At 45.5% G+C, this 26,104-nt stretch carries 19 protein-coding genes; 3 read left to right on the top strand and 16 right to left on the bottom strand.

Going from position 1 to position 26,104, the window contains the following annotated elements:
* Nucleotides 1-129: 129 nt before the first annotated feature.
* The 10 genes from ALT761_RS16050 to gltB form a co-directional block, all read right to left on the bottom strand.
* Nucleotides 130-534 (bottom strand): rhodanese-like domain-containing protein, encoded by a 405-nt coding sequence (locus ALT761_RS16050; RefSeq protein ID WP_129739944.1) that lies wholly within the window; start codon nucleotides 532-534, stop codon nucleotides 130-132.
* A gap of 47 nt (nucleotides 535-581) precedes the next feature.
* A complete protein-coding gene (locus tag ALT761_RS16045; RefSeq protein WP_129739943.1) occupies nucleotides 582-1,541 on the bottom strand; it encodes a helical backbone metal receptor in 960 nt (319 codons plus the stop codon).
* A 1-nt stretch (nucleotide 1,542) separates the two neighbouring features.
* Complete coding sequence (locus ALT761_RS16040) at nucleotides 1,543-2,511, bottom strand: cobalamin biosynthesis protein CobD/CbiB (protein ID WP_129739942.1); 969 nt, start codon at nucleotides 2,509-2,511, stop codon at nucleotides 1,543-1,545.
* Nucleotides 2,512-2,517: 6 nt separating this feature from the next.
* On the bottom strand, nucleotides 2,518-3,216 hold the full coding sequence (locus tag ALT761_RS16035; protein WP_129740678.1) for a 5'-methylthioadenosine/adenosylhomocysteine nucleosidase: 699 nt from the start codon (nucleotides 3,214-3,216) through the stop codon (nucleotides 2,518-2,520).
* A gap of 192 nt (nucleotides 3,217-3,408) precedes the next feature.
* On the bottom strand, nucleotides 3,409-3,996 hold the full coding sequence (locus ALT761_RS16030; RefSeq protein WP_013782829.1) for a DUF2726 domain-containing protein: 588 nt from the start codon (nucleotides 3,994-3,996) through the stop codon (nucleotides 3,409-3,411).
* A 143-nt stretch (nucleotides 3,997-4,139) separates the two neighbouring features.
* A complete protein-coding gene (locus tag ALT761_RS16025; RefSeq protein ID WP_129739941.1) occupies nucleotides 4,140-4,535 on the bottom strand; it encodes a hypothetical protein in 396 nt (131 codons plus the stop codon).
* Between the two features lie 145 nt (nucleotides 4,536-4,680).
* Nucleotides 4,681-4,905, bottom strand: a complete 225-nt coding sequence (locus ALT761_RS16020; RefSeq protein WP_013782831.1) for a helix-turn-helix transcriptional regulator — start codon at nucleotides 4,903-4,905, stop codon at nucleotides 4,681-4,683.
* Complete coding sequence (locus ALT761_RS16015) at nucleotides 4,905-5,372, bottom strand: hypothetical protein (protein ID WP_126873129.1); 468 nt, start codon at nucleotides 5,370-5,372, stop codon at nucleotides 4,905-4,907. The genes ALT761_RS16020 and ALT761_RS16015 overlap by 1 nt, the downstream gene beginning before the upstream one ends.
* A 274-nt stretch (nucleotides 5,373-5,646) precedes the next feature.
* Nucleotides 5,647-7,062 carry an FAD-dependent oxidoreductase gene (locus tag ALT761_RS16010; protein WP_129739940.1) on the bottom strand — a complete coding sequence of 472 codons (1,416 nt, stop codon included), beginning with the start codon at nucleotides 7,060-7,062 and terminating at the stop codon, nucleotides 5,647-5,649.
* Between the two features lie 14 nt (nucleotides 7,063-7,076).
* A complete protein-coding gene (gltB, locus tag ALT761_RS16005; RefSeq protein WP_129739939.1) occupies nucleotides 7,077-11,543 on the bottom strand; it encodes a glutamate synthase large subunit in 4,467 nt (1,488 codons plus the stop codon).
* 650 nt (nucleotides 11,544-12,193) lie between these two features.
* On the opposite strand from gltB, the gene arcB reads away from it, so the two are divergent.
* From arcB to ALT761_RS15990, 3 genes are all read left to right on the top strand, one after another.
* Entirely contained in the window at nucleotides 12,194-14,551 is a 2,358-nt protein-coding gene (gene arcB, locus ALT761_RS16000) for an aerobic respiration two-component sensor histidine kinase ArcB (RefSeq protein ID WP_129739938.1), read from the top strand.
* Nucleotides 14,552-14,632: 81 nt separating this feature from the next.
* The gene (locus ALT761_RS15995) at nucleotides 14,633-15,211 is read left to right on the top strand and encodes a PH domain-containing protein (protein ID WP_129739937.1); all 579 of its coding nucleotides are present in this window, start codon (nucleotides 14,633-14,635) and stop codon (nucleotides 15,209-15,211) included.
* Nucleotides 15,211-16,911: a PH domain-containing protein gene (locus tag ALT761_RS15990; protein ID WP_129739936.1), complete on the top strand. Its 1,701-nt coding sequence runs from the start codon at nucleotides 15,211-15,213 to the stop codon at nucleotides 16,909-16,911. Before ALT761_RS15995 ends, ALT761_RS15990 begins: the two co-directional genes overlap by 1 nt.
* Before the next feature lie 120 nt (nucleotides 16,912-17,031).
* Here the strand turns inward: ALT761_RS15990 and ALT761_RS15985 are convergent, their stop codons facing one another.
* From ALT761_RS15985 to ALT761_RS15960, 6 genes are all read right to left on the bottom strand, one after another.
* Entirely contained in the window at nucleotides 17,032-18,267 is a 1,236-nt protein-coding gene (locus ALT761_RS15985; protein WP_129739935.1) for a response regulator, read from the bottom strand.
* A 151-nt stretch (nucleotides 18,268-18,418) separates the two neighbouring features.
* Nucleotides 18,419-19,600: a 2-methylaconitate cis-trans isomerase PrpF gene (gene prpF / locus ALT761_RS15980; RefSeq protein WP_129739934.1), complete on the bottom strand. Its 1,182-nt coding sequence runs from the start codon at nucleotides 19,598-19,600 to the stop codon at nucleotides 18,419-18,421.
* 439 nt (nucleotides 19,601-20,039) lie between these two features.
* Nucleotides 20,040-22,637: a Fe/S-dependent 2-methylisocitrate dehydratase AcnD gene (gene acnD / locus ALT761_RS15975; RefSeq protein ID WP_129740677.1), complete on the bottom strand. Its 2,598-nt coding sequence runs from the start codon at nucleotides 22,635-22,637 to the stop codon at nucleotides 20,040-20,042.
* Nucleotides 22,638-22,664: 27 nt separating this feature from the next.
* Nucleotides 22,665-23,789: a bifunctional 2-methylcitrate synthase/citrate synthase gene (gene prpC, locus ALT761_RS15970; RefSeq protein WP_129739933.1), complete on the bottom strand. Its 1,125-nt coding sequence runs from the start codon at nucleotides 23,787-23,789 to the stop codon at nucleotides 22,665-22,667.
* A gap of 561 nt (nucleotides 23,790-24,350) precedes the next feature.
* Nucleotides 24,351-25,226 carry a methylisocitrate lyase gene (gene prpB / locus ALT761_RS15965; protein ID WP_013782842.1) on the bottom strand — a complete coding sequence of 292 codons (876 nt, stop codon included), beginning with the start codon at nucleotides 25,224-25,226 and terminating at the stop codon, nucleotides 24,351-24,353.
* A 23-nt stretch (nucleotides 25,227-25,249) separates the two neighbouring features.
* Nucleotides 25,250-25,924, bottom strand: a complete 675-nt coding sequence (locus ALT761_RS15960; RefSeq protein WP_126873829.1) for a GntR family transcriptional regulator — start codon at nucleotides 25,922-25,924, stop codon at nucleotides 25,250-25,252.
* Between the last annotated feature and the right edge of the window lie 180 nt (nucleotides 25,925-26,104).

Below are 26,104 nucleotides of genomic sequence, written 5' to 3'. Positions count from 1 at the left end.
GTGAATAGCGGTGTAGGACAGAGTTTAGGTCGTAGCGTGCAGTTAGTGGCGAATTCAGTGGCAGAGAGCTAGATTTACAGACGCTATATTTTCAAAAGCTTTATCTGCTAAGGCTATAACTACGGAAAGCTACATTCTGTCGATTGGCATTTGGGAGGCATTCCAGCCCAGCATATCGCCTTCTAAATGCATAACTTCAGAAAAGTCTAAGTCTTTTAGAAACTTCATAGCAAGTTTAGCCTGAGTACCAGATTGACAATAAATAATAATAGGCTTGTCTTTATGGCCTTCTAGCTCGGTAAGATAATCGTTAATATTTTCATGAGGCATGTTGATGGCGCCTGGAATGTGTCCATCAGCAAAGTCGCTTGGAGAACGCACGTCGATAAGCATCCAGTCATTGTTTTTCACCCGCTCAATAAGGTACGGGGAAGCCGCAACCGATACTTGAGAGGTTGCTTTCGCTGTGCATTGCATTGACACAAATAGCGTGACAGCAACAACGACGACAAACAAGACTAAAACGATTCGCATGAATAACCTTTAAACATAACAAGGCGATATTATACCTTGTGGCAGTACTAGTTAATACCCTTACACAGTGTTTTTAGTTCATTAATTAACCGCAGTGAGAACCTGCTGGTAATGTCTGGATTGACCACAATTAAGGGGGCTGACAAAAAACGACGGTGAGGACGCCAAAATTGCTCAAGATCGGACGTTGGCTGATTGCTTGCGGCCACCAAAGCAAAAGGCTGCCTAGATAATACTTCTTGTACCGAAACTTGCGGGTAATCGACTGGGCTGTCGGCAAATAGGGTTTGCGCACCACATACGTTAAGTAGCTTGTTCGGCCACGCATTGTCACCTATGGTCATTAGCGGCGATGTCCAAGAGTAATAAAACACCTTGTTATTTGAAGGCGTGGCGTACTCGGCTCTTAATGCTGCTAAATGATGTAAAAACTCACTGGTGAGCGCATTGGCTTTTTCTTCTGTGTTAGTTACTTTAGCTAACCGCATCAACTCACTGGCGATGTCCTCAATTTCAGTGATTTTGGCGCGAAACACCTTATAACCTAAGCTTTCTAAACGGTGTAAATCTTGCGGCTTGTTACCTCCTTCCCACGCTAATATCAGGGTAGGTTGCAGCGCCATTATCTTGGATAAATCGGCTCCTTGATAGTCGGCCACTTTAGGTAAAAGCTGTGCTTCTTTAGGAAAGTTACTGTAGTCGCTAACGCCAATTAAGTGGGCTTCTAAACCCAGGCTATAAACCCACTCGGTTAAATGAGGTGCAAGCGTGATAATCCGCGGGGCTGATTTTCTGGCTTCTACAGCCTGAACATATTCATGCTGAGTTTCCTCACTAATTTTCTCACCACTTTGCGCTTCAGCTGAAGTGGAAAGAGGTACTAGTGTGAGTAATGTAACGATTATTAGCGAACGCTCTACAGTACTACCTTTATTCAATATCTTAAGTAGTAAAACACTTATTATAAATGCAGCGTGTTTGCGCAATTTGTGAAATAGACTCTTCACGTTAGAAGACCTCGCTCAGGGTTTGTGTCTGTACAGCGATCAATAGCAAACAAACACTCGCAATGGCGGTGACCACAGCCATGGCACCCACTATAGTGCGTTTACTGCGTATCATGTCTGAATACTTTACTTGCTCGGCACCGCCTACGCGAGGGTAGCGGTATTTTCGTCCATGATAAATTGCAGGGCCGCCTAATTGAATGTTTTGTATTCCACCAAATAGCGCAAGTAACAAGGAGGTTTTATCTCGCGCTTTACTTCGTCTTACTGCTCGAATGCCTTTTACGGGGTGAGTGAAAAGAAGCACAGCAACACAACCGAGTAACGCAGGGGGAACCACTAATAACGAAACAAGCTTTCGCACAGGTTTAGCAAAATGCACCATTTTAGGATTTCGGTAGTGCCATTGCCACGAGGTGAGTAATAACAAACGGTAGGTCAGCGCACCAATCGGGCCTGCCAACATAAAGTAAAAAATAACGCCGCAATAAAGATATAAAAACTTAAGCCATAGCGATTCAATGGCCGCTTTCGCAATACCTACATCGGTTAATTGGGTGCATTCACGGGCAATTATGGTGTCTACGGTTTCTCTGGTGAGTACTTTTTTATTTTTTCCTACCGTTTTTAATATCTTACTGAATTGATGGCGCTGATAGGCAAAGTCGAGCAAGGCAACCATGATCACGGCTTCGAAAAAAGCAGGGTATTGAGCCATGTATATGAGTATGGCAAGGCAAACGATTAAGGGGGCTAATAATACGATAGCCGCTAATGAACCAGAGATATAATGCTGCGAACGAGAGTAGCTTAAAGAAGGAAGAACTTTAAACCCCATCTGCCTAACCAAATAACGCATGAGGGTAAGCGGGTGGCTGCTAAGCGGCCACCGCCAAAGGGCATCTAAAACAACTGCCAACCATAATACCAGCACCGACTGATATGCTGATTGGGTCAGCAATGCTTCCATTTACCGCTACGCCAGCGCTTTGATCATAGCCATAACAAGTTGCGCTGAATGTTTTGCCGCCGTATCTAAATATTCTTTAAAACTGACAGTTGATGTCTTACCCGCAATGTCAGATAGCGAGCGAATTACCAAAAACGGTACGTCAAGCATGTGACAGGTTTGAGCTATAGCTGCACCTTCCATTTCAACTGCTTTCATATCTGGGAAACTTTCACGCAGCGCTTCTACCGCTTCGTCGGTGCCGATAAACGAATCGCCAGTACAGATAAGACCGCTGGTAGATTGGATGTTTTCTAACTCGCCCGTCGCCGTTTTTGCGGCTTCAATGAGCGTATTGTCACAACGGTAGTCTGCAGGCATGCCAGCACATTGGCCAAGCTTGTAGCCGAAATGGGTTAAGTCCACATCGTGGTGGATAACATGGGTGGCAATCACTAAGTCACCAATGTTTAAGTTCTTATCAAACCCGCCTGCTGAACCTGTATTTACTACCACATCTGGCGCGTATTGCTCGATAAGTACCGTAGTGGCAAGGGCCGCCGCAACTTTTCCAATACCACACTTTACTAACACAACCTCAAGGTTATTAAGGGTGCCTTCATAAAAGGTTAAGTGCTTCCATGTGGTTTCTTTAAGGTTTGAAAGTGAAGCTTTAAGTAACACAACTTCTTCATCCATTGCGCCTAGAATGCCAATTTTTTTTATGCCAGTCTCTTTCATGTCAGTCTCTTTCATGTAAACACCGATTTATTCAAATGTTGGGGGAAGCAAAGCTTGCTACAGATATGGTAATGAATTGTATAAGGAAATGAGGGAAACTGACAGGAAAAAGCCTTTGTCACCTGCTATTACAGCAATAATGGAGTGCAACAAAGGCTAGGGGGAAACCGGCTTTTTTTATGCAGCTGCCGCGCGGCTCGACCTAACTGGGCGAGTCGGGCGCTTAGTTGGCTCAGGGTTGTGCGTAGGAAGCTGCGACATTTTTTGTTGAATTCTTCTATAAGGAATAAGTTTATTTTCAAGGCATTCACGAATATCGTCTACGGTATAACCCGACTTAACCTTAATTCGCGCATGAGGAACACCCGCAGCATCTAATGCGCCAGAAACAAACCAATCGCGCTGAGTTTTGTAACCCTCTTTCCCTTGGTTATGCACAAGGTCGATAGCTAATATGGGGCTCATGTCCTGTTTGTCGACCAGGATAAAATCAAGTTGGCGCGAAGAGGCTCTAGAAATAGCTTGGCTGGCCGTTTTCTTGTTGGCCGATTGCCTTACTGACACTATGTCACTTAAGCGTACACGGCAAATGATACGAAACTCTCGCCCCATTGCTTGTTCAATAAGGTTTAAAAAAGAGTGTTCTACAGGAGTGAAAAGCTGTGGCTTTCGGCGAAAAGGAAACGCTACGCCACCATCTGATAATTTTATGGCGCCTAATGCCACCACAATAAGTAACATCATTAAAATAATTGCCAGTTCCATCATATTCCTCGCATATCAACGTGTAATGCGCGTCATAAAAATGACGCTTTTTTTGACACCACTGTGGTTCTTTACTGAAATTGCAAAGGCAGTGCCACATTGAACGAGGAGAGTAACTAGGCGGAAATAAAATTTATGGTAGGTTATGGCTTACTAATGATGAGTACATCAACTTGCGTGCCCACATTATCGGGTGAGACCACAATACGAACCGAATCATCTGTTGCTGCAAGCATGGTGCGTTGGTTAACTGCAGGTTTTCTGACAAATTGGGGATAGGCATTTTGATAGAAGGCGATTACCTCTTTAGGCGCGTGCTTAGTAAAATAGACCAAGCTAGCAGGCAAGCTATCGTCGAATTGCTGACACTGGCGAGCATTAGCCATTAGCGACACGTCAAAAAAGGAGGTAGGGCAAGACCGAACAACAGGTGCGTCTAATGAACTATCGGTGGACACCGTATCGGCAAACGCGTAGCTCGCCATTGCTAGCCCGCTAAGTAAAACTATATTAATGCTTTTACGTAAACCACTTGTCATTATTCTTGTTAACCATTAATCGCTCTTTGTATCGATAATAATGGGCTAACTATATAAGAGCAATAGGTAAATAGTTGCACAAGGTATGTTCATAACGTGATGGGTATAAGGTGAAAACTATTTGAGAGCTGGGCTCTCAATCACATCACTCCTTCACTTTCGAATACTGAAACACCTCATTAAATGGCTTATCAAATACCAAGGCAATTTTGAACGCCACTTCAAGAGATGGTGAGTATTTTCCTTTCTCAATCGCCATAATGGTTTGGCGTGTCACGCCCACTTTTGACGCGAGTTCCTGCTGCGTCATTTCATCGACAAGAAAGCGCAAGGTTCTTATATTGTTAGTTATTGAATAATGTTCAGCCATTAACTTTCTTTCCGGAAATAGTAAATCTCAGTACCAAAGCGGGTTACCTCCGATAACCAAAAGATAAGGACTAACTTTAGCTCAATAGGAGCAAGAGCATAATTGGTGTAGCTATTTTGCGCGTCAAAATCGATGTTACTGTTGATCATCTGCTGTATCACGCACCCAACAACACCAACGGCTAATACCCAGTAGCCTGCGTTGTTAGCCGTTAGGCGATGATTGCGTTCTCGCTCATCTTCAGGGGCATCGGCATCTTCTTGCTGGCTCATGGCTAACGCAATATGTATGGCAACTTCTAAAATAATGAAGGCAATAACGATTTGTGTGATGAGGGACGTAGTGTCTCCAAGGCTACTATTGGGCAGCACAAAAAGAAGTGCGTATACGTTATCTCCATAGATAGAGGCGATCACCGCAGATACTAACAAAGACACCCACAAACTTTTCTCTCTGAACGAAATCATTATCTTTTTCCATGCCCTAATAATGGTGGTTAAATTTAACTTTGTGTACGCTAAATTTAACTCAATGTTAAATATACTATACATTGGCGCTTGTAGAAAGCTAGCGGTAGGTTGTTACAAAGTATGTTGTAGGAGAAGGTGCCCTGAGCGGATTTCTTTACAGCTTTAGATATACTGGCCACAAAAAAGCTCGCCTAAGCGAGCTTTTAAATAGATTACATACAACGAGGTACGGTTAACATGCATTTTTACACGTGGATATTAAACGCTAATATTAAACGCCAATATAATCCATGATACCGTCAGCGGCTTTTCTGCCTTCGTCGATAGCGGTAACCACAAGATCACTACCACGTACCATATCACCGCCCGCAAAGATTTTAGGGTGTGATGTTTGGAAAGCAAACTTACCAGCAGCAGGAGCGCGTACACGGCCTTTTTCATCTAGCATAATGCCGAACTCAGCAAACCAAGGGGCAGGGCTAGGCTGGAAACCAAACGCGATAATAATCGCATCAGCTTCAACCACGTGTTCAGAACCTTCAATTTCAACTGGGCGACGACGCCCGTTAATATCTGGTGGACCCATCTCGGTTTTTACGAATTTAACACCGCAAGCTTTGCCTTCGCTATCAACAGCAATGTCTAAAGGTTGAATGTTGAACATAAATTCAACCCCTTCTTCTTTTGCGTTAACCACTTCACGGCGAGAGCCAGGCATGCTTTCTTCGTCACGACGATAAGCACAAATAACGCGGTCGGCTTCTTGACGAATAGACGTACGTACACAGTCCATGGTGGTATCACCACCACCAAGTACCACTACGCGCTTACCTTTCATATCAACAAAGTCGGCTTCGTCTTTTTCAAGACCCATCACGCGGTTTGTGTTTGAGATAAGGAAGGGCAGAGCATCGTGAACACCGTGTACATGTTCATTTTCGAAGCCGCCTTGCATCGATTTATACGTACCCATGCCTAAGAACACAGCGTCGTAGTCATCTAGCAGGGTTTGCATTTCAATGTCTTTACCAATTTCAGTCTTAAGGACAAACTCAACACCCATGTCGGTAAAGATTTCGCGGCGAAGCTTAATCACATCTTTTTCAAGCTTAAACGATGGAATACCGAAGGTTAGCAAGCCGCCAATTTCTTCGTACTTGTCGAATACCACTGGCTTTACGCCGTTACGAACAAGAATATCGGCACACGCTAGGCCTGCTGGGCCTGCACCTACAATAGCGACTTTCTTATCTGTCCAAACTACGTCAGACATATCTGGGCGCCAGCCCATTTTAAACGCGGTATCGGTAATGTATTTTTCAATACTACCAATGGTTACCGCGCCAAAATCATCATTTAGGGTACATGCACCTTCGCAGAGTCTGTCCTGAGGACAAACGCGGCCACATACTTCTGGCAAACTATTGGTTTTGTGCGACAACTCAGCCGCCTCAATAATACGACCTTCATTGGCAAGGTCTAACCATTGAGGAATGTAGTTGTGTACTGGGCACTTCCATTCGCAATACGGGTTACCGCAGTCCAAGCAGCGATCTGCTTGGCCTTCGGTTTGTGACTGACTTAACGGCTGATAAATTTCAGCGAATTCGTGTTTACGCACCATGATCGGCTTTTTCGGCGGATCGATACGTTCAACATCGACAAACTGGTATACGTTCTTTGCCATAAACTTTTCTCCTCCTACTGAGCCTGAATGCGCAATTCTGCGCTTGAACGACTGATGTGACCTAATAGGTTTTTCACATCACTGGTCTTCGGCTTAATAAGCTTGAAGCGTTTCAGCGTTGCCGCGAAATCGGTTAGCAAGCCTAACGAATGGTCGCTGCCGGTTTCTTCGTAATGCTGATTAATAAGACCACGTAAGTGCTCTACTAAAATCGCTTTACCGTCAACAGGCATAATCTCAATAAGGTCTTGGTTTACACGGTTATCTAGGTCGTCGTTGTCGTCCATAAGGTACGCAAAACCACCTGTCATACCGGCACCGAAGTTCACGCCTACAGGGCCAAGTACAGCAACAATACCACCGGTCATGTATTCACAACCGTTGTCACCAATACCTTCAACTACCGCAATAGCACCTGAGTTACGTACACCAAAACGCTCACCTGCACGGCCTGCAGCAAATAATTTACCGCCAGTTGCACCGTATAAGCAGGTATTACCCATAATGGCACTTTCATGCGCATTGTAAGTCATGTTTCTTGGTGGATGAATAACAAGCTTACCGCCAGTCATTCCTTTACCTACGTAATCGTTTGCGTCACCTTCAAGATGCATGTGCAAGCCGCCAGCATTCCATACGCCAAAACTTTGACCAGCAGTACCGGTAAGATTCACTTTAATAGGCGTATCTTCAAAGTCGTGGTTGCCATGGTGCTTAGCAATTTCACCCGATAACAAAGCACCTACCGAACGGTCGGTGTTACGAACAGGGTATTTCAACTCAAGAGACTCGCCGTCAACAACCGCTTGCTGCGCGTCTTTAAGCATTTGTGCGTTTAGCACACCTTTATCAACGGGTTCATTGGTGGTTTGCGAGCAGAATAAACGGGTATGTTCACCTGCTTTCGGTCTTACCAACAATGGCGTTAAATCAAGGCGGTTTTGCTTCGCAGTCACACCGTCAATCACTTTTAATAGCTCAGTACGGCCAACAAGGTCGTCAAACTTGGTCACGCCAAGGGCAGCCATAATTTCACGTACTTCTTGGGCAATAAACTTAAAGTAGTTCATAACCATGTCTGGCAAACCAATGAAGTGGTCGTCGCGAAGCTTTTGATCTTGTGTTGCTACACCGGTCGCGCAGTTGTTCAAGTGACAAATACGTAAGTACTTACACCCTAACGCCACCATGGGACCAGTACCAAAACCGAAGCTTTCAGCACCTAAAATACCCGCTTTCACTACGTCTAAACCTGTTTTAAGGCCGCCGTCAGTTTGAACGCGTACTTTATGGCGAAGGCCGTTTTCGATAAGCGCTTGCTGTGTTTCTGACAAGCCTAATTCGAACGGGCTTCCAGCATATTTAACCGACGTAAGTGGGCTTGCACCTGTACCGCCATCGTAGCCAGATACCGTAATAAGATCTGCATAGGCTTTTGCTACACCGGTAGCAATAGTTCCTACACCAGGTTCAGACACTAACTTCACTGAAATAAGTGCAGTTGGGTTTACCTGTTTCAAATCGAAAATAAGCTGAGCTAAATCTTCAATTGAATATATATCGTGGTGCGGTGGAGGCGAAATAAGGGTTACACCAGGCACGGAGAAACGTAACTGTGCAATGTACTTATTCACTTTGTCGCCAGGTAACTGACCACCTTCACCAGGCTTCGCACCCTGTGCCACTTTAATTTGAATAACATTCGCATTTACTAAGTAATGCGGTGTTACCCCAAAGCGACCAGAAGCAACCTGCTTAATTTTCGAGTTCTTTTCAGTACCAAAGCGTGATGGATGTTCACCACCTTCACCTGAATTCGACTGCCCGCCTAAACGGTTCATGGCAATCGCTAACGCTTCATGCGCTTCAGGACTTAACGCGCCTATAGACATTGCTGCCGTATCAAAACGCGGGAATAAGTTCTGTGCGTCTTCAACTTCGCTTATATCCACCGGCTCGCTTTGTGGGTCGAGCGCTAGCAGGTCACGAATGTGTGCAGGAGAGCGCTCGTTAACTAGTTTCGCATACTGCTGGTAATCGCTGTATTCGCCGCTCATCACTGCTTTTTGCAGTGTGCTGACTACATCTGGGTTATACGCGTGATATTCGCCGCCGTGTACATACTTAAGCAAACCACCGTGATCGACAGGCTTACGTTTTAACCAAGCAACGCGGTTTAGATTAACCGTATCTTGTTGGAAATCGTCGAAATCAGCACCTTGAAGGCGCGAGGTAACACCTCTGAAACACAGTTCCATTACCGCATCGTTAATACCGATAGCTTCGAATAATTTCGAACTACGGTAACTTGCCACGGTACTGATACCCATTTTTGACATTATCTTGTACAAGCCTTTATTGATACCTTTACGGTAGTTTAACGTGGCTTGCATAGGTGAAATGTCGAGTTCGCCTTTCTCACAAAGCTGTTCAATGGTTTCGTAGGCTAAGAACGGATACACCGCTGTAGCACCTAAACCAATGAGTACGGCAAAGTGATGTGGGTCACGGGCACTGGCGGTTTCTATTACTACGTTCGCGTCACATCGTAGTGATTTATCAACTAAACGGCGCTGTACTGCACCAACGGCCATAGCCGCTGGAATAGGTAAGCGGTTTTGTCTGATATTGCGATCGGATAAAATCACGAACGCCGCACGCTTTTGTTTAACTAAGTGTTCTACTTCGTTACAAATACGCTCGATGGCTTTCTTCAAGCCCTCTTGCGGTTGATACTGAAGTTCAACCACTTCTGAATAGTAGTTATCAGGATTAAATTCACGTAGCTGTTTTAAATCGGTATACATCAGTATTGGCGAGTTAAACAATACGCGGTCTGCATAACCTGAGGTTTCGCTGAATACGTTTTGCTCGCGGCCAATACAGGTGGCTAGCGACATTACGTGGTTTTCACGTAATGGATCGATAGGCGGGTTAGTTACCTGTGCAAACTGCTGACGGAAGTAATCGTAAACGGTACGCTGGCGTGAAGACATAACCGCCATTGGCGTATCATCACCCATAGAACCAACGGCTTCTTGACCGTCTTTCGCAAGTACTTTAATAACTTGCTGAATTTCTTCGTAGCTATAGCTGAACTGCTTATGGAATACCGAAATGGTGTCGTCATCAAAAACGCGCTTTCCAATCAGTGAAGCATCTAGCTCTTCAATCGGCGTTAAATGACGAATATGCTTATCGAGCCACTCTTTATAAGGATGGCGCGCTTTTAATTCTTCATCAATTTCAGTGGAACGCCAGATTTTACCTGTATAGGTATCAACCGCTAGCATTTCACCTGGACCTACGCGGCCTTTCTCAATAACGTCAGCTTCTTCGTAATCCCAAATACCGACTTCTGAGGCAAGGGTAATGAAGCCATTTTTAGTGATAACGTAGCGGGCAGGGCGAAGACCATTTCGGTCTAGGTTACATGCCACGTGGCGGCCGTTCGTTAATACGATACCGGCAGGGCCATCCCATGGTTCCATGTGCATCGAGTTGAACTCGTAAAATGCACGTAGGTCGTCATCCATGGTTTTGTTATTTTGATAAGCAGGCGGCACTAATAAACGCATGGCACGGAATAAATCCATCCCACCGGCTAAGAATACCTCAAGCATGTTATCTAGTGAGGATGAATCAGAACCCTCGGTATTAACAAAAGGGGCTGCTTCTTTCAAATCAGGAATAAGCGGCGTAGCAAATTTAGAGGCTCGAGCCATTGCCCAATCTCGGTTACCTTTAATGGTGTTAATTTCACCATTGTGGGCCAAGAAGCGGAACGGTTGAGCCAATGGCCAACGTGGAAGCGTATTGGTTGAAAAGCGCTGGTGGAATACACAAATAGCACTTTTCAGACGCTCGTCAGCTAAATCTAAATAAAAGGCGGGTAAGTCTTTCGGCATTACCAAGCCTTTATATATAGTTACCAATCCAGATAGGCAGGCAACATAAAAATCTGGATCGCTTTCAAGACGCTTTTCAGCGCGTCGACGCACCATATAAAGGCGGCGTTCAAGATCGCGCTTGCGCCAACCTGCTGGTGCATTCACAAATACTTGTTCTATTTGTGGCACGCCGGTAAGAGCAAGTTCACCCAATACAGAGCGATCGACAGGCACTTCGCGCCAGCCAACTACACTAAGGGTTTCTTTTTCAAGTTCTTCATTCAACACCTCACGCGCAGTTTGCGCAAGGGCCTGGTCCTGGCTTAGAAATATCATGCCAACGCCGTATTTTTTGCTGAGTTTCCAGCCATTTTCTGCGGCGATAGTATGGAAGAACGCATCCGGTTTCTGCAGTAGTAAACCACAGCCGTCTCCGGTTTTCCCGTCAGCGGCAATACCGCCTCGATGCTGCATACGGTCTAAACCGTGAATAGCAGTTTCTACTAGCGTATGGCTAGCTTCTCCGTGGGTATGGGCGATTAAGCCAAATCCACAGTTATCCCGGGAATCGTTGGGGTTGTATAAACTCATCTCTTAACTCCTTCAACCTTTGACTGGGGCAAGGTGTGCGTTGCGTGTAGATGCGCCTAGGTATTGCGTATCACAACATTGTTCAGACGTCTTTTGTCGAGCTGGCACTATTACCGCTCTATGCGCCTTTTCTTGTCGTTATTTATTATTAGAGGATTCCAGTCGTGTTCCGCATTTTTATGCATTATTGCTTTGCGGGGCGTACAAAATACCTATATTGATATGTAAAATCAAACGCTAAAGTAGGGGGTATAACAAAGATTTAGCATATAGTTTAAAATCTTCACTATTTTCATGATGTTAAACTTATAAATTCATCTTTGTAACAAAATTGTTATAACCCGATATATCGTCTTATTGGTAGGCAATGAAATTATAGCAAGTGTCTTTAAATTGCCCAAAGTGAATAAAAATTCATGTAGGGACGTTTAATATCTAGTCAAGGGCGTGTTTGCTGTATTTTTATGTAGTTGTAAATCCTTTATTACACAATACCAGAATCATACAGCGTTGTACAAAAAATGCACCGTGGTAAGTTGATTCACTTGAACGCGCAGCCACCCTTCATAACCTGCGAACTCAGTGAGCATTTCCGTAATGCATAAACCCTGATAGGATATGTTGAAAATAATCCTAAAAATAAGTCGTTCATGCATTCAGATTCTCCAAATGACTCTTGGGCTATTCGCTTTGCACAATTTGTGCAGAGCTTCGGTACGCTTAAGTTAAGTATTCTGTTCGTTGTATTTTCGCTGGTCTTTACGCTTGGCGGCTCTTACGTAATTCGCGTAAGCATGGGCAGTGCAGTACAACCCGATGACTTTATCAGCGCGGTTATACTCACAATGCTTTCGGCACCTTGGGTGCTGTACTTTTTCAGCGAACTTATAAAGCAGTTAGAAAATTCACGTACCAATCTTAAAGAAGTGGTAAGCCAACTAGAGCGCTTGCGAGAAGAAGATGTTTTTCTTAACCGTGAGCTGCAAACTAATATCCGCCAATTAAACCACGAAATTGAGCAGCGTAAATTAGCGCAAGAAGAGCGTGAAGCCTTATTTAAAGACTTAGAGCGTGAAATTCAGGATAAATCTGAACAAGAAGCGCAAGCCCGTCGTTTATCTACCTTGCTGCGCTCGATCATCGATGCCTCGCCAGATCTTATTTACTATCGAAATGAAGAAGGGCGCTTTGCGGGCTGTAACCGTATAGCAGAACTTATGACGGGTAAAACAGAGCAGGAACTGCTTGGCTTGACCCCTACAGATGTTTATGAAGAAGACTTGGCGCGACAAATCGTCGCCAGTGATCACGAAGTGCTTGAAACTAACGCCAGCATTACCGAAGAGTTATGGCTACGCTTTGCCGATGGCCGCCGTCGCTACTTCGAAATGAAGCGAGTTCCTTTCTTCGATAAAGAAGGTAACCGTTTAGGCTTGCTATCATTTGGTCGAGACATGACTGAACGTAAACAAGCAGAAAATGCAGCAGCGAAAGCCAGTACCGACAAAACGCGCTTTATCGCCACGATTAGTCACGAACTACGTACCCCGCTAAACGGTATTGTAGGTTTGAGTAGAATGCTGCGCGATACAGAATTAAGCGAAGAGCAATTTAGCTGGGTAAGTACTATTTATGCCAGTGCTATCACGCTTGGCAATATCTTTAACGATATTATCGACCTTGATAAGTTAGATAGAGACAAAGTTGAACTGAGCTTGAAGACCGTATCGCTTCGCGACTTCACCGAAGAGCTAAGCAGTATTATTCGACTACTAGCCGGTGATAAACAGCTAGAGCTTAAGACCACGATTAAAGAGCCTCTTCCGAGGTTAGTTGAAGTCGATGGCACGCGCTTGCGCCAAATTTTGTGGAATATCCTGTTTAACGCAGTGAAGTTTACCCAAAAAGGCCATGTGAGCTTATCGATTGAATCTACCAAACCTGAAAATGACCTCGCGTTCGTCACCTTTGTGATTGAAGATACTGGGGTAGGCATACCTGAAGAAGAGATAGAAAAAATCTTCGCCATGTACTATCAGGTTGATCACCCTGATCATCAGTCGGCGACAGGGACCGGTATTGGTTTGGCTATTTGTAAGCAAATGGTCGATTTAATGAAGGGCAATATCAAAGTTACCAGTGTGGTAGGTAAAGGCACACGCTTTGAAATAGAGCTTCCGGTAGAAATATCGAAAAAGCCGATGCAAGTGGCGCAGCTTCAGGTTAGTGACTTGAACATTCTACTGGTAGAAGATATTGAACTTAACGTGATGGTAGCCAAAGCCTTGCTTGAAAAAATGGGGCAAAAGGTGGATGTGGCCATGACAGGGCAAGAAGCGATTGATAAAGCCCGCGCGAATCAATACGACTTAATATTGTTAGATATTCAGTTGCCAGATATGACGGGCTTCGACGTGGCCAGTACGTTGCATGAAGAAGACTTAGTAATGCAAACGCCCATTGTGGCACTTACTGCTAACGTGATTAAAAAGCGGGAAGAATATTTGCAAAATGGCATGGACGATATTATTGCCAAGCCTATTAAGAAATCACGCGTGATTGAGGTCTTCAACGAATTATTCCATGCGCCGCCTGCACCATTAGAAGTTGAAGGTCAGGTAGAACGCCCACCAGAGCCAAGCAAAATATTAAGTAACATTTTAGATATGGACTTGCTCCAGATGTTAGTGGATACAATAGGCGATGATATGGTGCGAGCAAGTGTGAAAGTGTTCCAGGAGAAAATGCCTGAATACATGGAAATTTTGCAGTTGAGCCTAAGCGCTGATGAGAAATCTGAAGTTTGCTCGCAAGCGCATAAAATTAAAGGTGCAGCAGGCTCTGTAGGGCTTGCTCGTGTTCAGCGTATTGCAAATCAAATTCAACAAGGCGACCACCCTACGTGGTGGCAAAACGTTCACGATTGGGTTGAAGAGTTGCAAATGGCGGTACAGCACGATATGAAAGCCTTACAAGAGTGGCTCAATCAGCAGCGGGTAGACGATTAAATCGTTTATTAAAAAACGGGGCTGATTAAGCCCCGTTTTTATTTGGAAGTTGATTTCGCGAGTTTACAAGGGGTAGACGCAATGACAATGAGTACTGATAACGAGACGTTTAGCAACGCTCAGCTAAACGCCGTAACAACTAATGAAAACACGTCTGCATCAGACAAGCCTCAACTTCACCAACTTAATTTAGAAGCTATTTCTCCGCGTTACCGCGTGATTAATATCTCACTGGCTTTTGGCATAGCGTTTGTATTGATTATGGTGGCTAGTGCTCTACGGTATCAGTCATTTTTTGCGCTACCAGAGCCCTTAGTCGCCGCCTTTCCTTATATTGTTGTGGGCATTTGTGCGCTGGGATGTTTATGGACGACCTATCATTTTTTTGCCGATCCACTCATTAAATATGCCCTGCGTGAACAAGACTTAAGCTTGCAGTCAGGCTTGATATTTAGGTCGTTATCTTGCCAGCCTATATTGCGTGTTCAACACGTTGAATTAAAGCGTGGACCGATTGCGCGCCTAGCTGGTTTAGCTTCTTTGCAGGTGTTTTCGGCTGGTGGTGCAACCCACACGTTTGAAATTCCAGGTATAGAGGTGGAGGTGGCCGAGCGATTAAGGCAGTTCATACTTGATCATAAAGATGTGAGTGCAAAATAATGGCTTCCCCCGAAGTAGAAACGGCGAAGCCTTCTGAAAGCAGCGCACAAGGGAAAGCGGTTAAGGTTGATACGGGCGAAGGCTGGCGTAGGCTTTCACCTATCGCCATTGCTTATTTTACGCTTCGCAGCATTAAAAATATGGCACAAGGCGCCATTTACGCCGTACCAGCCATTGCGGTAACGGCCAATATTACCGATAACATTCAATCGCCCAATACCCTTTTAGGCATTGCTGCGCTCTTCATTATTTTCTTTTCAAGCGGTGTCGTCAGTTTCTTCATGTACCGATTTAAAGTAAACAACCAGCATGTTGAAATTCACAGTGGAGTGTTTTCTCGAAGTTATACCAACTTGCCATTTTGGCGTATTCAGAATGTAAAAATTGAATTACCTTTCTACTATCGACCGTTCGGCTTTGCACTCGTAATACTCGATACCGCTGGAAGTGCAGGAGAAGAGGCTAAAATTGTCGCCGTTCCTTTGGCCTATGCTCATGCTTTAAGAAAGCAAGTGCTTGCCGAGCATCAAGACTCTCGCCCACTAGACGCTCGACATAGCGAGGAAGAACATCAAGAGACAGGGCATCAACAAACTGAGCGCCACGCAAGCTCTTATGTAAATGATAGCAATGCAGTTGCTAATACTGCGGTTAACAGTGACCAAAGCAAGCGCTATTTAGAAACCAACGAGGATGGCGAAACCATACTGAATAAGCGCTCTATAACCGATATCGTGATCCACGGAATTACCAACAACCGAGTATGGATTTTATTAGGTGCTGCAGCCCCCTTTTACGACAATGCGTTTGGCTACCTATCAGAATGGCTGGCTGAAAAGGGCTTGCAGCTAAATCAGCTGGTTGGCGAGCAGACCATAGCGTGGTGGCAGTTTGGCTTGTACGCGTTTGTGATGCTAATGATGGCTATGGCCTTGGTCGCAGTGATTAGTATTGGCGGCGCTCTGTTTACCTTTTACGATTATACATTGTCGCGCCACAACGACAGATATATCCGCAGAAGTGGTTTATTGAATAAACAAGAAGTGAGTATGCGGGCATCCCGCATTCAAGTAATTTCTGCGAAACAAGATTGGTTAGACAGAATTCTTAAGCGCGTGAATCTGTACTTCGAGCAAAACGCATCAATTGGGCACTCGACCAATGAGCTTATGTCGCCAAACCGACTTATTGTACCTTCTGTGACTGAAGACGAAGCGGATGAATTAAGCCGAGAAGTCATGCCGCAGAGTAAAATTCGCCGCAGCGACTACCAGTCTATAAGCAAGCGTTACATTTTACACTGGGTTATCGCAGGGCTTTCTATTCCTTTTGTGGTGGGTGCTGGATTCGGTATCTATATAGAACATTTAGATATTACTGCAGGGGTCACTTTTGTTAGCGCAATATTGCTAAGTGTTATTGTGCTTAGATGGTGGCGTTGGGGTGTGGTTAGCGACGGTAAATACATTTATGTAAGGCGAGGGCGCATAGGTGTGGATTACTTATGCTTCGAACCCTACAAAGTTCAGCAGGTAGTGGTAAAGCAAAGTGTGTTCATGAAAAGGCGAAAGCTTGCCACGGTGCAGTTTGTATTAGCATCTGGGGCTATTTCAGTGCCGTTTTTACCTGAAGATTATGCGAATGAGTTAGCTAATAACGTGCTATTTGAAGTTGAATCGAAACGAAAGTCTTGGATGTAATAATTTTTCGATAACAAGCGTGGCACCTCCAGAATATGACCACAGCTTGTTTTATTTTTGTGATTACGTTAAAGCAATCGAAGCGACTAATTTGGGCAGGTATGATGCAATTGTTTAGCGTTAGCTGTCACTGGCAATTATTCTATCTTTTCCAGTACGCTTGGCCTGATAAAGCCGTTTGTCAGCAATGTCAATTTGCGTTTCAAGGTTAGTGTGTTTTTCTGCGCAAATACCAATGCTGCACGTTATATTTAATTCGTGCTGCGTGAAACGTGAGCTTCGTACAAGGTTAATAAATTGCGAAACGTTTCCAAGGTGCTCCTTCAACGTTCGGGTCGATATCACCGTAAACTCTTCACCGCCGTAGCGAACCACCAAGTCTTCACTAAAATGTTCTTTTAACAAAGTGGCAAACTCCTGAAGCAACATATCACCTGCCTTATGACCTTGATTATCATTCACCGATTTAAAGTTATCGATATCAATCATACATACGGTTACCGCAGAGGTAGACGTGTCCTGGGCTAATATTTCTTCTCCTTGTTCTATAAGGTAGCGGCGATTGTAAACTTGAGTCAGGGGATCGATATTGGCTGATTGCCTGATGGTCTGAATCATTTCTTGAGCTTCTAAATTTTGCATCACTCGGCAGAAGAACTCTTCATGATAGAAAGGTTTAGAGAGGAAGTCGTTAGCGCCACTTTTGATGAACTTAGAGGAAAGTACGCCATCATTGGTACCTGAAAGCCCAATAAAGATTAAATCTTGCATTCGACGTTCGTGTCTAATTGCTTTGATGAGTTCGTATCCATCCATATTAGGCATGCGGTGATCGGAAATTACCATACGGATATCTTGATGCTCAGCAAGCACATTAAGTGCCTCTAGGCCATCACTTGCCTCATATATTTGGAATTGAAATTTTTTAAGCAGGCTGCAAATATAGTTTCGACTAGTAACAGAGTCTTCAACAACGAGTACCTTAGTGGTGAGGTTTTTTCTCAAGCGGTCGATGAGCTTGATGACCTGATTGTAGGAATAGCGAGATTCTTTGGTTATATAATCAAGTACACCTAAATCGAGAAGTTGTGCACGGGTAAACTCATCAAAATTGCCTGTTAACACCAAAGTGGGTATTGAATACGATAAACTGAGATCTACGCTCTCCCCGTTGGGAGCATCAGGTAAATTTAAATCTACAATAGCGGCGAGAAAGTCGTGTCCTTTTTTAAGTTCTTGCGTTGCTTCAGCGAAATCCTTACAAAGGATTGGCGTTAAGTACGGGTTGTCTTCTAATAGTTTACTTAAAATTTTACGAACGGTTAAGCTGTCTTCTACCACCAATACTTTATTCATGACAACGTGGACTCTAAGTAATCAGACGAAAAGAATAACGAATAAACATAAAAAAAGCGCCCCTAAGAGCGCAATATTATACGGAAGTCTACCTTGGCGATAAGGGAAGAAAAGCTGATATTTCTCAGTGGGTTAAATTTTATACTGCTGATTAGCTTTGTTCGGTGGGAACGCGAACCCAGCCTTCCATCAATATGCGGGCGCTTCTACTCATGACGGCTTGTTCAATATTCCATTTGTCGTTTTCAAAGCTTGCTTTTGCACCTACACGCAAGGTGCCTGAGGGGTGACCGAACACAACAGCTTCACGTTCACTGCCACCAGCAGCAAGATTCACTAATGTACCCGGAATAGCCGCAGCTGCAGCTATGGCCACAGCAGCTGTGCCCATCATAGCGTGATGCAGCTTACCCATAGACATAGCGCGAACCAGTACATCAATATCATTTCCCAAAATGTCTTTACCACTAGAGGCCTTATAGCCTGCAGGTGGCGCTACCATAGCGACTTTAGGCGTGTGCTGGCGAGAGGCCGCTTCGCCAATATCACTTATTAGGCCCATTTTCACAGCGCCATAAGCACGAATAGCTTCAAATTTGGCAAGGGCGGCATCATCGTTATTAATGTCATCTTGCAGTTCCGTACCCGTGTAGCCAATATCTTCAGCGTTGATGAAAATAGTCGGAATGCCTGCGTTAATCATGGTGGCACTGAAAGAGCCTACATCAGGTACTTCAAGCGTATCGACTAAACGACCGGTAGGAAATATAGCGCCTTCGCCATCTGCAGGGTCGACAAACGCAACCTCTACTTCAGCGGCAGGAAACGTCACCCCGTCTAATTCAAAATCACCGGTTTCTTGCACTTCACCATTAGTAATAGGCACCTTGGCAGTAATGGCTTTATTGATGTTAGATTGCCATATATTGACAACCGCAATGCCGTTATCTGGAATTTTACTGGCATCGACCAACCCATTATTTATCGCAAATGCGCCCACTGCGGCCGTTAAGTTACCGCAGTTGCCGCTCCAATCTACAAAAGGCTTGTCGATAGAAACTTGACCAAATAAGTAGTCAACATCGTAATCATCGCGCTCGCTCTTACTAATAAGCACGGTTTTGCTAGTGCTCGACGTAGCGCCACCCATGCCATCGGTTTGTTTACCGTAAGGGTCTGGGCTGCCAATCACACGCAATAAAAGCGCATCTCGCGCCGGCCCAGGCTGCTGCGCCGCTTCGGGTAAATCAGATACGTTAAAGAACACACCTTTACTGGTACCACCGCGCATGTAGGTAGCTGGTACACGAATTTGAGGGGCATACTTCGTCATGTTTATTCCTTTTTTGAGTGGTGGCAATGGCTGATTACGTTAATTGGTTACGATGATTGGTTGCGAACCGTGATAACGATTAAGCCCCACTTAAAACACATCAATCCATCACCTAAATCCACCACCTAATTAAACGTTGTTGGAGGATGTTAGGGGAACGTAATTTGGGCTCAGGGCCCTCAATACGCATGGGTGCAAGTTGGGAGCTTACAACAGCAAGGCAACCAGTCACTCAGCGAAAGCAGCGCTTAAAAATCGCTTTCCACAGTTGTATTACAAGTTTGGCTTAACGTCGTTATACACTAAGGTATTGAGCCACTTCGCTTCATAAACCTTCCGCAGCAAGGATGCTGCGGCAGAGCCCCCATGGATGGGTTCACGGCGTGTTTATGAAGTGAAGTGGCTCAGTGCCAAACGTCAATGCGCTAAGATGAAGACGCTAGCTTTCAACCTCTTCAGCTTCTAAGAAGTCTTTGGCAAAGCGTTGAAGCACACCGCCTGCGCTGTAAATCGACACCTCTTCTGCGGTATCTAAGCGACAGGTTACGGGCACATCTAGGGTTTCACCGTTGGCTCGATTAACCACTAAGGTTAGCGTAGCACCCGGTGCCGGTTCGCCTTTAACGTCGTAGGTTTCAGTGCCATCAAGTTCAAGGGTTTTGCGCGTTGTGCCTGGTTTAAACTCAAGGGGTAATACACCCATGCCAAGTAAGTTGGTACGGTGAATACGCTCGAAGCCCTCTGCCGCAATGACTTCTACCCCAGCTAAACGAACACCTTTGGCAGCCCAGTCGCGTGAAGAGCCCTGACCATAGTCAGCACCTGCTACAATAATCAGTGGCTGTCTGCGCTGCATGTAGGCTTCAATGGCTTCCCACATGCGCACCACTTTGCCTTCTGGCTCAATGCGAGCAAGCGAGCCTTGTTTCACTTCGCCGTTTTCAAGCACCATTTCGTTGAACACTTTCGGGTTCGCCAAAGTAGCGCGAAGCGCCGTTAAATGGTCGCCCCTATGGGTGGCATAAGAGTTAAAGTCTTCTTCCGGTAACCCCATTTTCGCTAAATACTCACCCGCTGCACTGGTAGCCATAATCGCATTCGATGGCGATAAATGATCAGTGGTAATGTTATCGCCCAATATAGCCAGTGGTCGCATGCCTGTCATGGTGCGCTCAGCATCCATCGCACCTTCCCAGTAAGGAGGGCGGCGAATATAGGTACTCATTTCACGCCAATCATACAGCGGGCTAATGTCGCTACCAGTATTCACTTTTAAATCGAACATCGGCTCGTACACTTTATGAAAATGCTCTGGTTTCACGCTTTTAGCGACAATGGCATCAATCTCTTCGTCGCTTGGCCAAATATCTTTAAGCGTGACCGGGTTACCGTCGTTATCTATGCCTAATACGTCTTTTTCAATATCAAAACGAACCGTACCGGCAATGGCGTAGGCCACCACTAATGGCGGTGATGCCAAAAAGGCTTGTTTCGCATACGGGTGAATACGGCCATCGAAATTACGATTACCAGAAAGCACTGCCGTGGCGTATAAGTCACGATCTATAATTTCTTGCTGAATTTTAGGGTCTAGCGCGCCGCTCATTCCGTTACAGGTGGTGCAGGCAAAAGCCACTATACCAAAGCCCAACTGTTCCAGTTCGCCCATCAAATCGGCTTCTTCTAAATACAGTTTTACCGCTTTAGAACCTGGCGCTAACGAACTTTTCACCCAAGGTTTACGGGTTAAGCCACGCTGGTTTGCATTGCGGGCAATTAAGCCTGCTGCAATTACATTGCGCGGGTTAGACGTATTAGTACAACTGGTAATGGCAGCGATAATTACCGCACCATCAGGCATTTTGCCTTCTTCTTGTTCCCATGCGCTAGCAACGCCGCGCTGAGCCAAATCGCTGGTGGCTAAACGAGCATGTGGATTAGATGGGCCAGCCATGTTGCGGCCAACAGAGGATAAATCAAAAGTGAGAACACGCTCGTATTCGGCACTCGCTAATGAATCTGCCCATAAACCGGTGTGCTTTGCGTATTGTTCAACTAAGGCAATTTGCTTTTCTTCACGGCCAGTTAAGCGCAAATAATCGATGGTTTGCTGGTCGATGTAGAACATCGCCGCGGTGGCGCCGTATTCGGGCGTCATGTTTGAAATAGTAGCGCGATCGCCAAGGGTGAGGTGCGTAGTACCTTCGCCATAAAATTCCAAATAAGAAGACACCACACGCGCTTTACGCAAAAACTCAGTAAGTGCTAATACAATATCGGTAGCAGTAATATTGGGCTGTGGCTTACCGGTAAGTTCAACACCTACAATATCAGGTAGGCGCATGTAAGAGGCGCGCCCCAGCATAACGCTTTCTGCTTCAAGGCCGCCTACACCAATAGCAATAACGCCTAGTGCATCAACATGAGGGGTATGGCTGTCGGTGCCAACCAAGGTATCAGGAAAGGCAACGCCGTCGCGAGACTGAATAACTGGCGACATACGCTCTAAGTTGATTTGGTGCATAATGCCGTTACCCGGCGGTATCACATCCACGTTTTTAAACGCTAACTTAGTCCAGTCGATAAAATGGAATCGGTCGTCGTTACGTCTATCTTCAATAGCGCGGTTTTTTTCAAACGCGTCGGGTTCAAAACCCGCATGTTCAACGGCTAATGAGTGATCGACAATTAACTGGGTAGGCACAACGGGGTTTACTTTCGCCGGATCGCCGCCTTTCGCCGCAATGGCATCCCGTAAGCCAGCCAAGTCAACCAACGCGGTTTGCCCCAAAATGTCGTGGCATACCACGCGGGCTGGAAACCACGGAAAATCCAAATCGTTCTTGCGATAAATAAACTGCTTAAGTGAATCGGTTAACGCGTCAGGGTTACAACGGCGCACTAAGTTTTCGGCAAACACTCGTGAAGTGTAGGGAAGTTTATTGTAGGCACCAGGTTCAATGGCTTCCACTGCCTCGCGGGTATCAAAGAAATCGATACCTGCGCCAGGCAAAGGTTTACGGTATTCGTAATTCATATTACTCATGATTTTAAGCCTTAGTCGTTAACTACGTGCAGACATAGGAGGTACGTCACGAATATCTTCACCAGTATATTCAGCTGATGGGCGAATAATACGGTTGTCAGCGCGTTGTTCCATCACGTGTGCAGCCCAGCCAGTTAGGCGAGACATCACGAATATAGGGGTAAACAACTTGGTGGGAATTCCCATAAAGTTATAGGCGGAAGCATGAAAGAAATCAGCGTTACAGAATAGCTTTTTCTCGCGCCACATCACTTCTTCACAGCGTACAGATACGGGGTAAAGCACCTCGTCGCCCACATCGGCAGCGAGCTTTTCAGACCAGCCTTTGATGATTTCGTTACGTGGGTCAGATTCAGAATAAATGGCATGGCCAAAGCCCATGATTTTGTCTTTACGGGCAAGCATGGCCATCATTTTTTCTTCAGCGTCGTCTGCCGAGGTAAAGCCTTCTATCATTTCCATGGCTGCTTCATTCGCACCGCCATGCAATGGACCGCGAAGCGAGCCAATAGCGCCGGTCACACATGAATGCATATCTGACAAGGTTGAAGCACATACGCGAGCGGTAAAGGTAGAGGCATTGAATTCGTGCTCTGCATACAAAATAAGTGAAACGTGCATGACTTGTTCATGCAACTCGCGAGGTTTTTCGCCGTGCAGCATATGCAAGAAATGACCACCAATTGAATCGTCATCGGTTTCTACATCAATACGAACGCCATCGTGAGTAAAGCGATACCAATAGCAAATAATGCTTGGGAAACAAGCTAGCATGCGATCGGTTGCGTGCTGCTGTTCGCTGAAGTCGTTCTCCATTTCAAGGTTACCCAACATAGAACAACCTGTACGAAGTACGTCCATAGGATGTGCGTCTTTTGGAATACGCTCTAATACATCTTTAAGAGCCTGTGGTAATCCGCGCATACTACGAAGTAAGGTTTTGTATTCATCTAACTCGGACTGGGTAGGCAATTTACCTTTTAAAATAAGATAAGCCACTTCTTCAAACTGGCAACTGGCTGCTAAATCTTTTACATCGTAACCACGGTATGTCAGGCCAGAACCTGATACGCCTACAGTAGACAGTGCTGTTTTTCCTGCAACTTGGCCGCGTAATCCCGCGCCACTTAATTGTTTAGCCATCTTGTTGTCTCCGGTCTTGTGTATGTAAGGTACAAAAGTTTGTTTAGTATAATTAATCGCCGCAATTTGCTTGAGGCCGCTTTGCTGCAGAGGTACAGAGTGCGGCGCTGCCACGCCGTAAACCCATCCATGGGGGCTCCGCCTCGGCATCCATGCCTCAGAGGGGCAGCGCTCACACTCTCTACCTCTACATCAGCGGCCTAAGTGAAGTCGCTTTGCTGCAGAGGTACAAAGTGCGGCTCTGCCACGCCGTAAACCCATCCATGGGGGCTCCGCTTCGGCATCCATGCCTCAGAGGGGCAGCGCTCACACTCTCTACCTCTACATCAGCGGCCTAAGTGAAGTCGCTTTGCTGCAGAGGTACAAAGTGCGGCTCTGCCACGCCGTAAACCCATCCATGGGGGCTCCGCTTCGGCATCCATGCCTCAGAGGGGCAGCGCTCGCACTCTCTACCTCTACATCACCGACCTCAGCAGGACCGCGCATATTTATTGCAAAGGCAAACGGCGTGGCAGCGCCGTATCCCTGCCTCCTCAGCCAAAGCGGCTTCGCAGCCAGCCGTTAGCCTTTGCCTTTGGCGAACAGTTCGTCGAGCTTTTGTTCGTAGTCGTGATAGCCAAGGTAGTCGTATAACTCCATGCGTGTTTGCATGGTGTCGACAACGGCTTTTTGATCGCCATTATCAAGTATTGATTGGTAAACGTTTTCGGCAGCTTTATTCATGGCGCGGAACGCACTTAGTGGGTAAAGCACCATCGCAGCGCCCCATTCGCCAAGTTGTTCTTTGTTCCAAAGTTCGGTTTGTCCGAATTCGGTAATGTTGGCAAGAATAGGTACATCTAACGCTTCTGAAAATGCGCGGTAGTGTTCTTCAGTTTTTACTGCTTCTGCAAATATGCCATCGGCACCTGCCGCAACATAGGCCTTAGCGCGTTCAATGGCTTTTTCTAACCCTTCTTGAGCGAAAGAATCGGTTCGCGCCATAATGAAAAAGTCTGGGTCGGTTCTAGCATCTACCGCGGCTTTAATGCGATCGACCATTTCTTCTGTGCTCACAATTTCTTTGTTAGGGCGATGACCGCAGCGCTTTTGCGCAACTTGATCTTCCATATGTACAGCCGCTGCGCCCGCTTTTTCCATATCACGAATGGTTTTTGCAATATTAAATGCGCCGCCCCAGCCTGTGTCTATGTCTACCAATAAGGGTAAGTCACAGGCTGACGTGATGCGTTGTACATCAACAATAACGTCGTTTAGTGATGTCATGCCCAAATCAGGTAGCCCGTATGAAGCATTCGCAACGCCACCGCCTGAGAGGTATATCGCTTTGTGACCGATAGATTTTGCCATCATGGCGGTATAGGCATTAATGGTGCCTAATATTTGCAATGGCTTATTGTCGGCCAGTGCTTGTCTGAATTTCTTTCCTGCACTCATAAATAACACTCTCTGGTTTTAAATTAGGTTGGTGTGGCGCTAAGTTTGTTTTCAATATTGTTCTTTGAATAAAGAATATGGCGTCGCATTAGCATTTCTGCCAACTCTTCATCGCGATTCGCAATCGCGTTCACAATGTGTCTGTGTTCGTCAAACGCAGTAGTAACCCTTGGGCCAGCCATGCCTAACTGAACGCGATACATGCGTACAAGGTGATAAAGCCCGTCTATTAACACGCTAATGAGGTGGCTATTTTTACTGCCAGTCACGATGCGGTAGTGGAAGTCCACGTCGCCGGCTTCTTGGTAATACAACTGGGCGTCTTTCACTTTATTGAAGTGAGAATCTAATAAGCCTTGCAGTGAGGCGACTTCTTCGTCGCTCATGTGTCTTGCAGCAAGGCGTGCGGCCATGCCTTCTAAGGCTTCTCTTACTTGGTAAAGCTGAATTAGCCCTTCAGGGGTTAGCGATACTACTTTGGCCCCAATATTCGCTTTCCGCTCAACAAGGTGGCAGGCGGCAAGTCGATTAATACCTTCGCGAATAACCGCACGGCTGACTTCGTATTTTGTCGACAAATCAGTTTCACTGAGTTTAGAGCCTGCAGGAATAACGCCTTCTACAATGTCTTTACGCAATTGAAAGAAGGTTCTATCTGCATTAGTTACAGGCTTTTCTAGGGTTATCTGTACCGACAAGCTATGCACCACAAAATAAATGTTATGTCGACAATATAGGGGGTTTAGGCTGCTTGGTCAAACTTTCTTAGTGGTTATTGTCGACAAAGTGGCGTTGGTTTTTATAAATTGAAAGGTTGAGTAAAATCTAAAAAGGTAACAATTTGCTGCTAATGCAAGAGGTTAATCTTAAAGGCTAGC

The sequence above is a fragment of the Alteromonas sp. 76-1 genome, from assembly GCF_900654235.1.
GTDB classification, from domain to species: domain Bacteria; phylum Pseudomonadota; class Gammaproteobacteria; order Enterobacterales; family Alteromonadaceae; genus Alteromonas; species Alteromonas naphthalenivorans.
The sequence above is the reverse complement of the archived record's forward strand: the minus strand, read 5'-3'. Positions and strand labels throughout refer to the sequence as shown.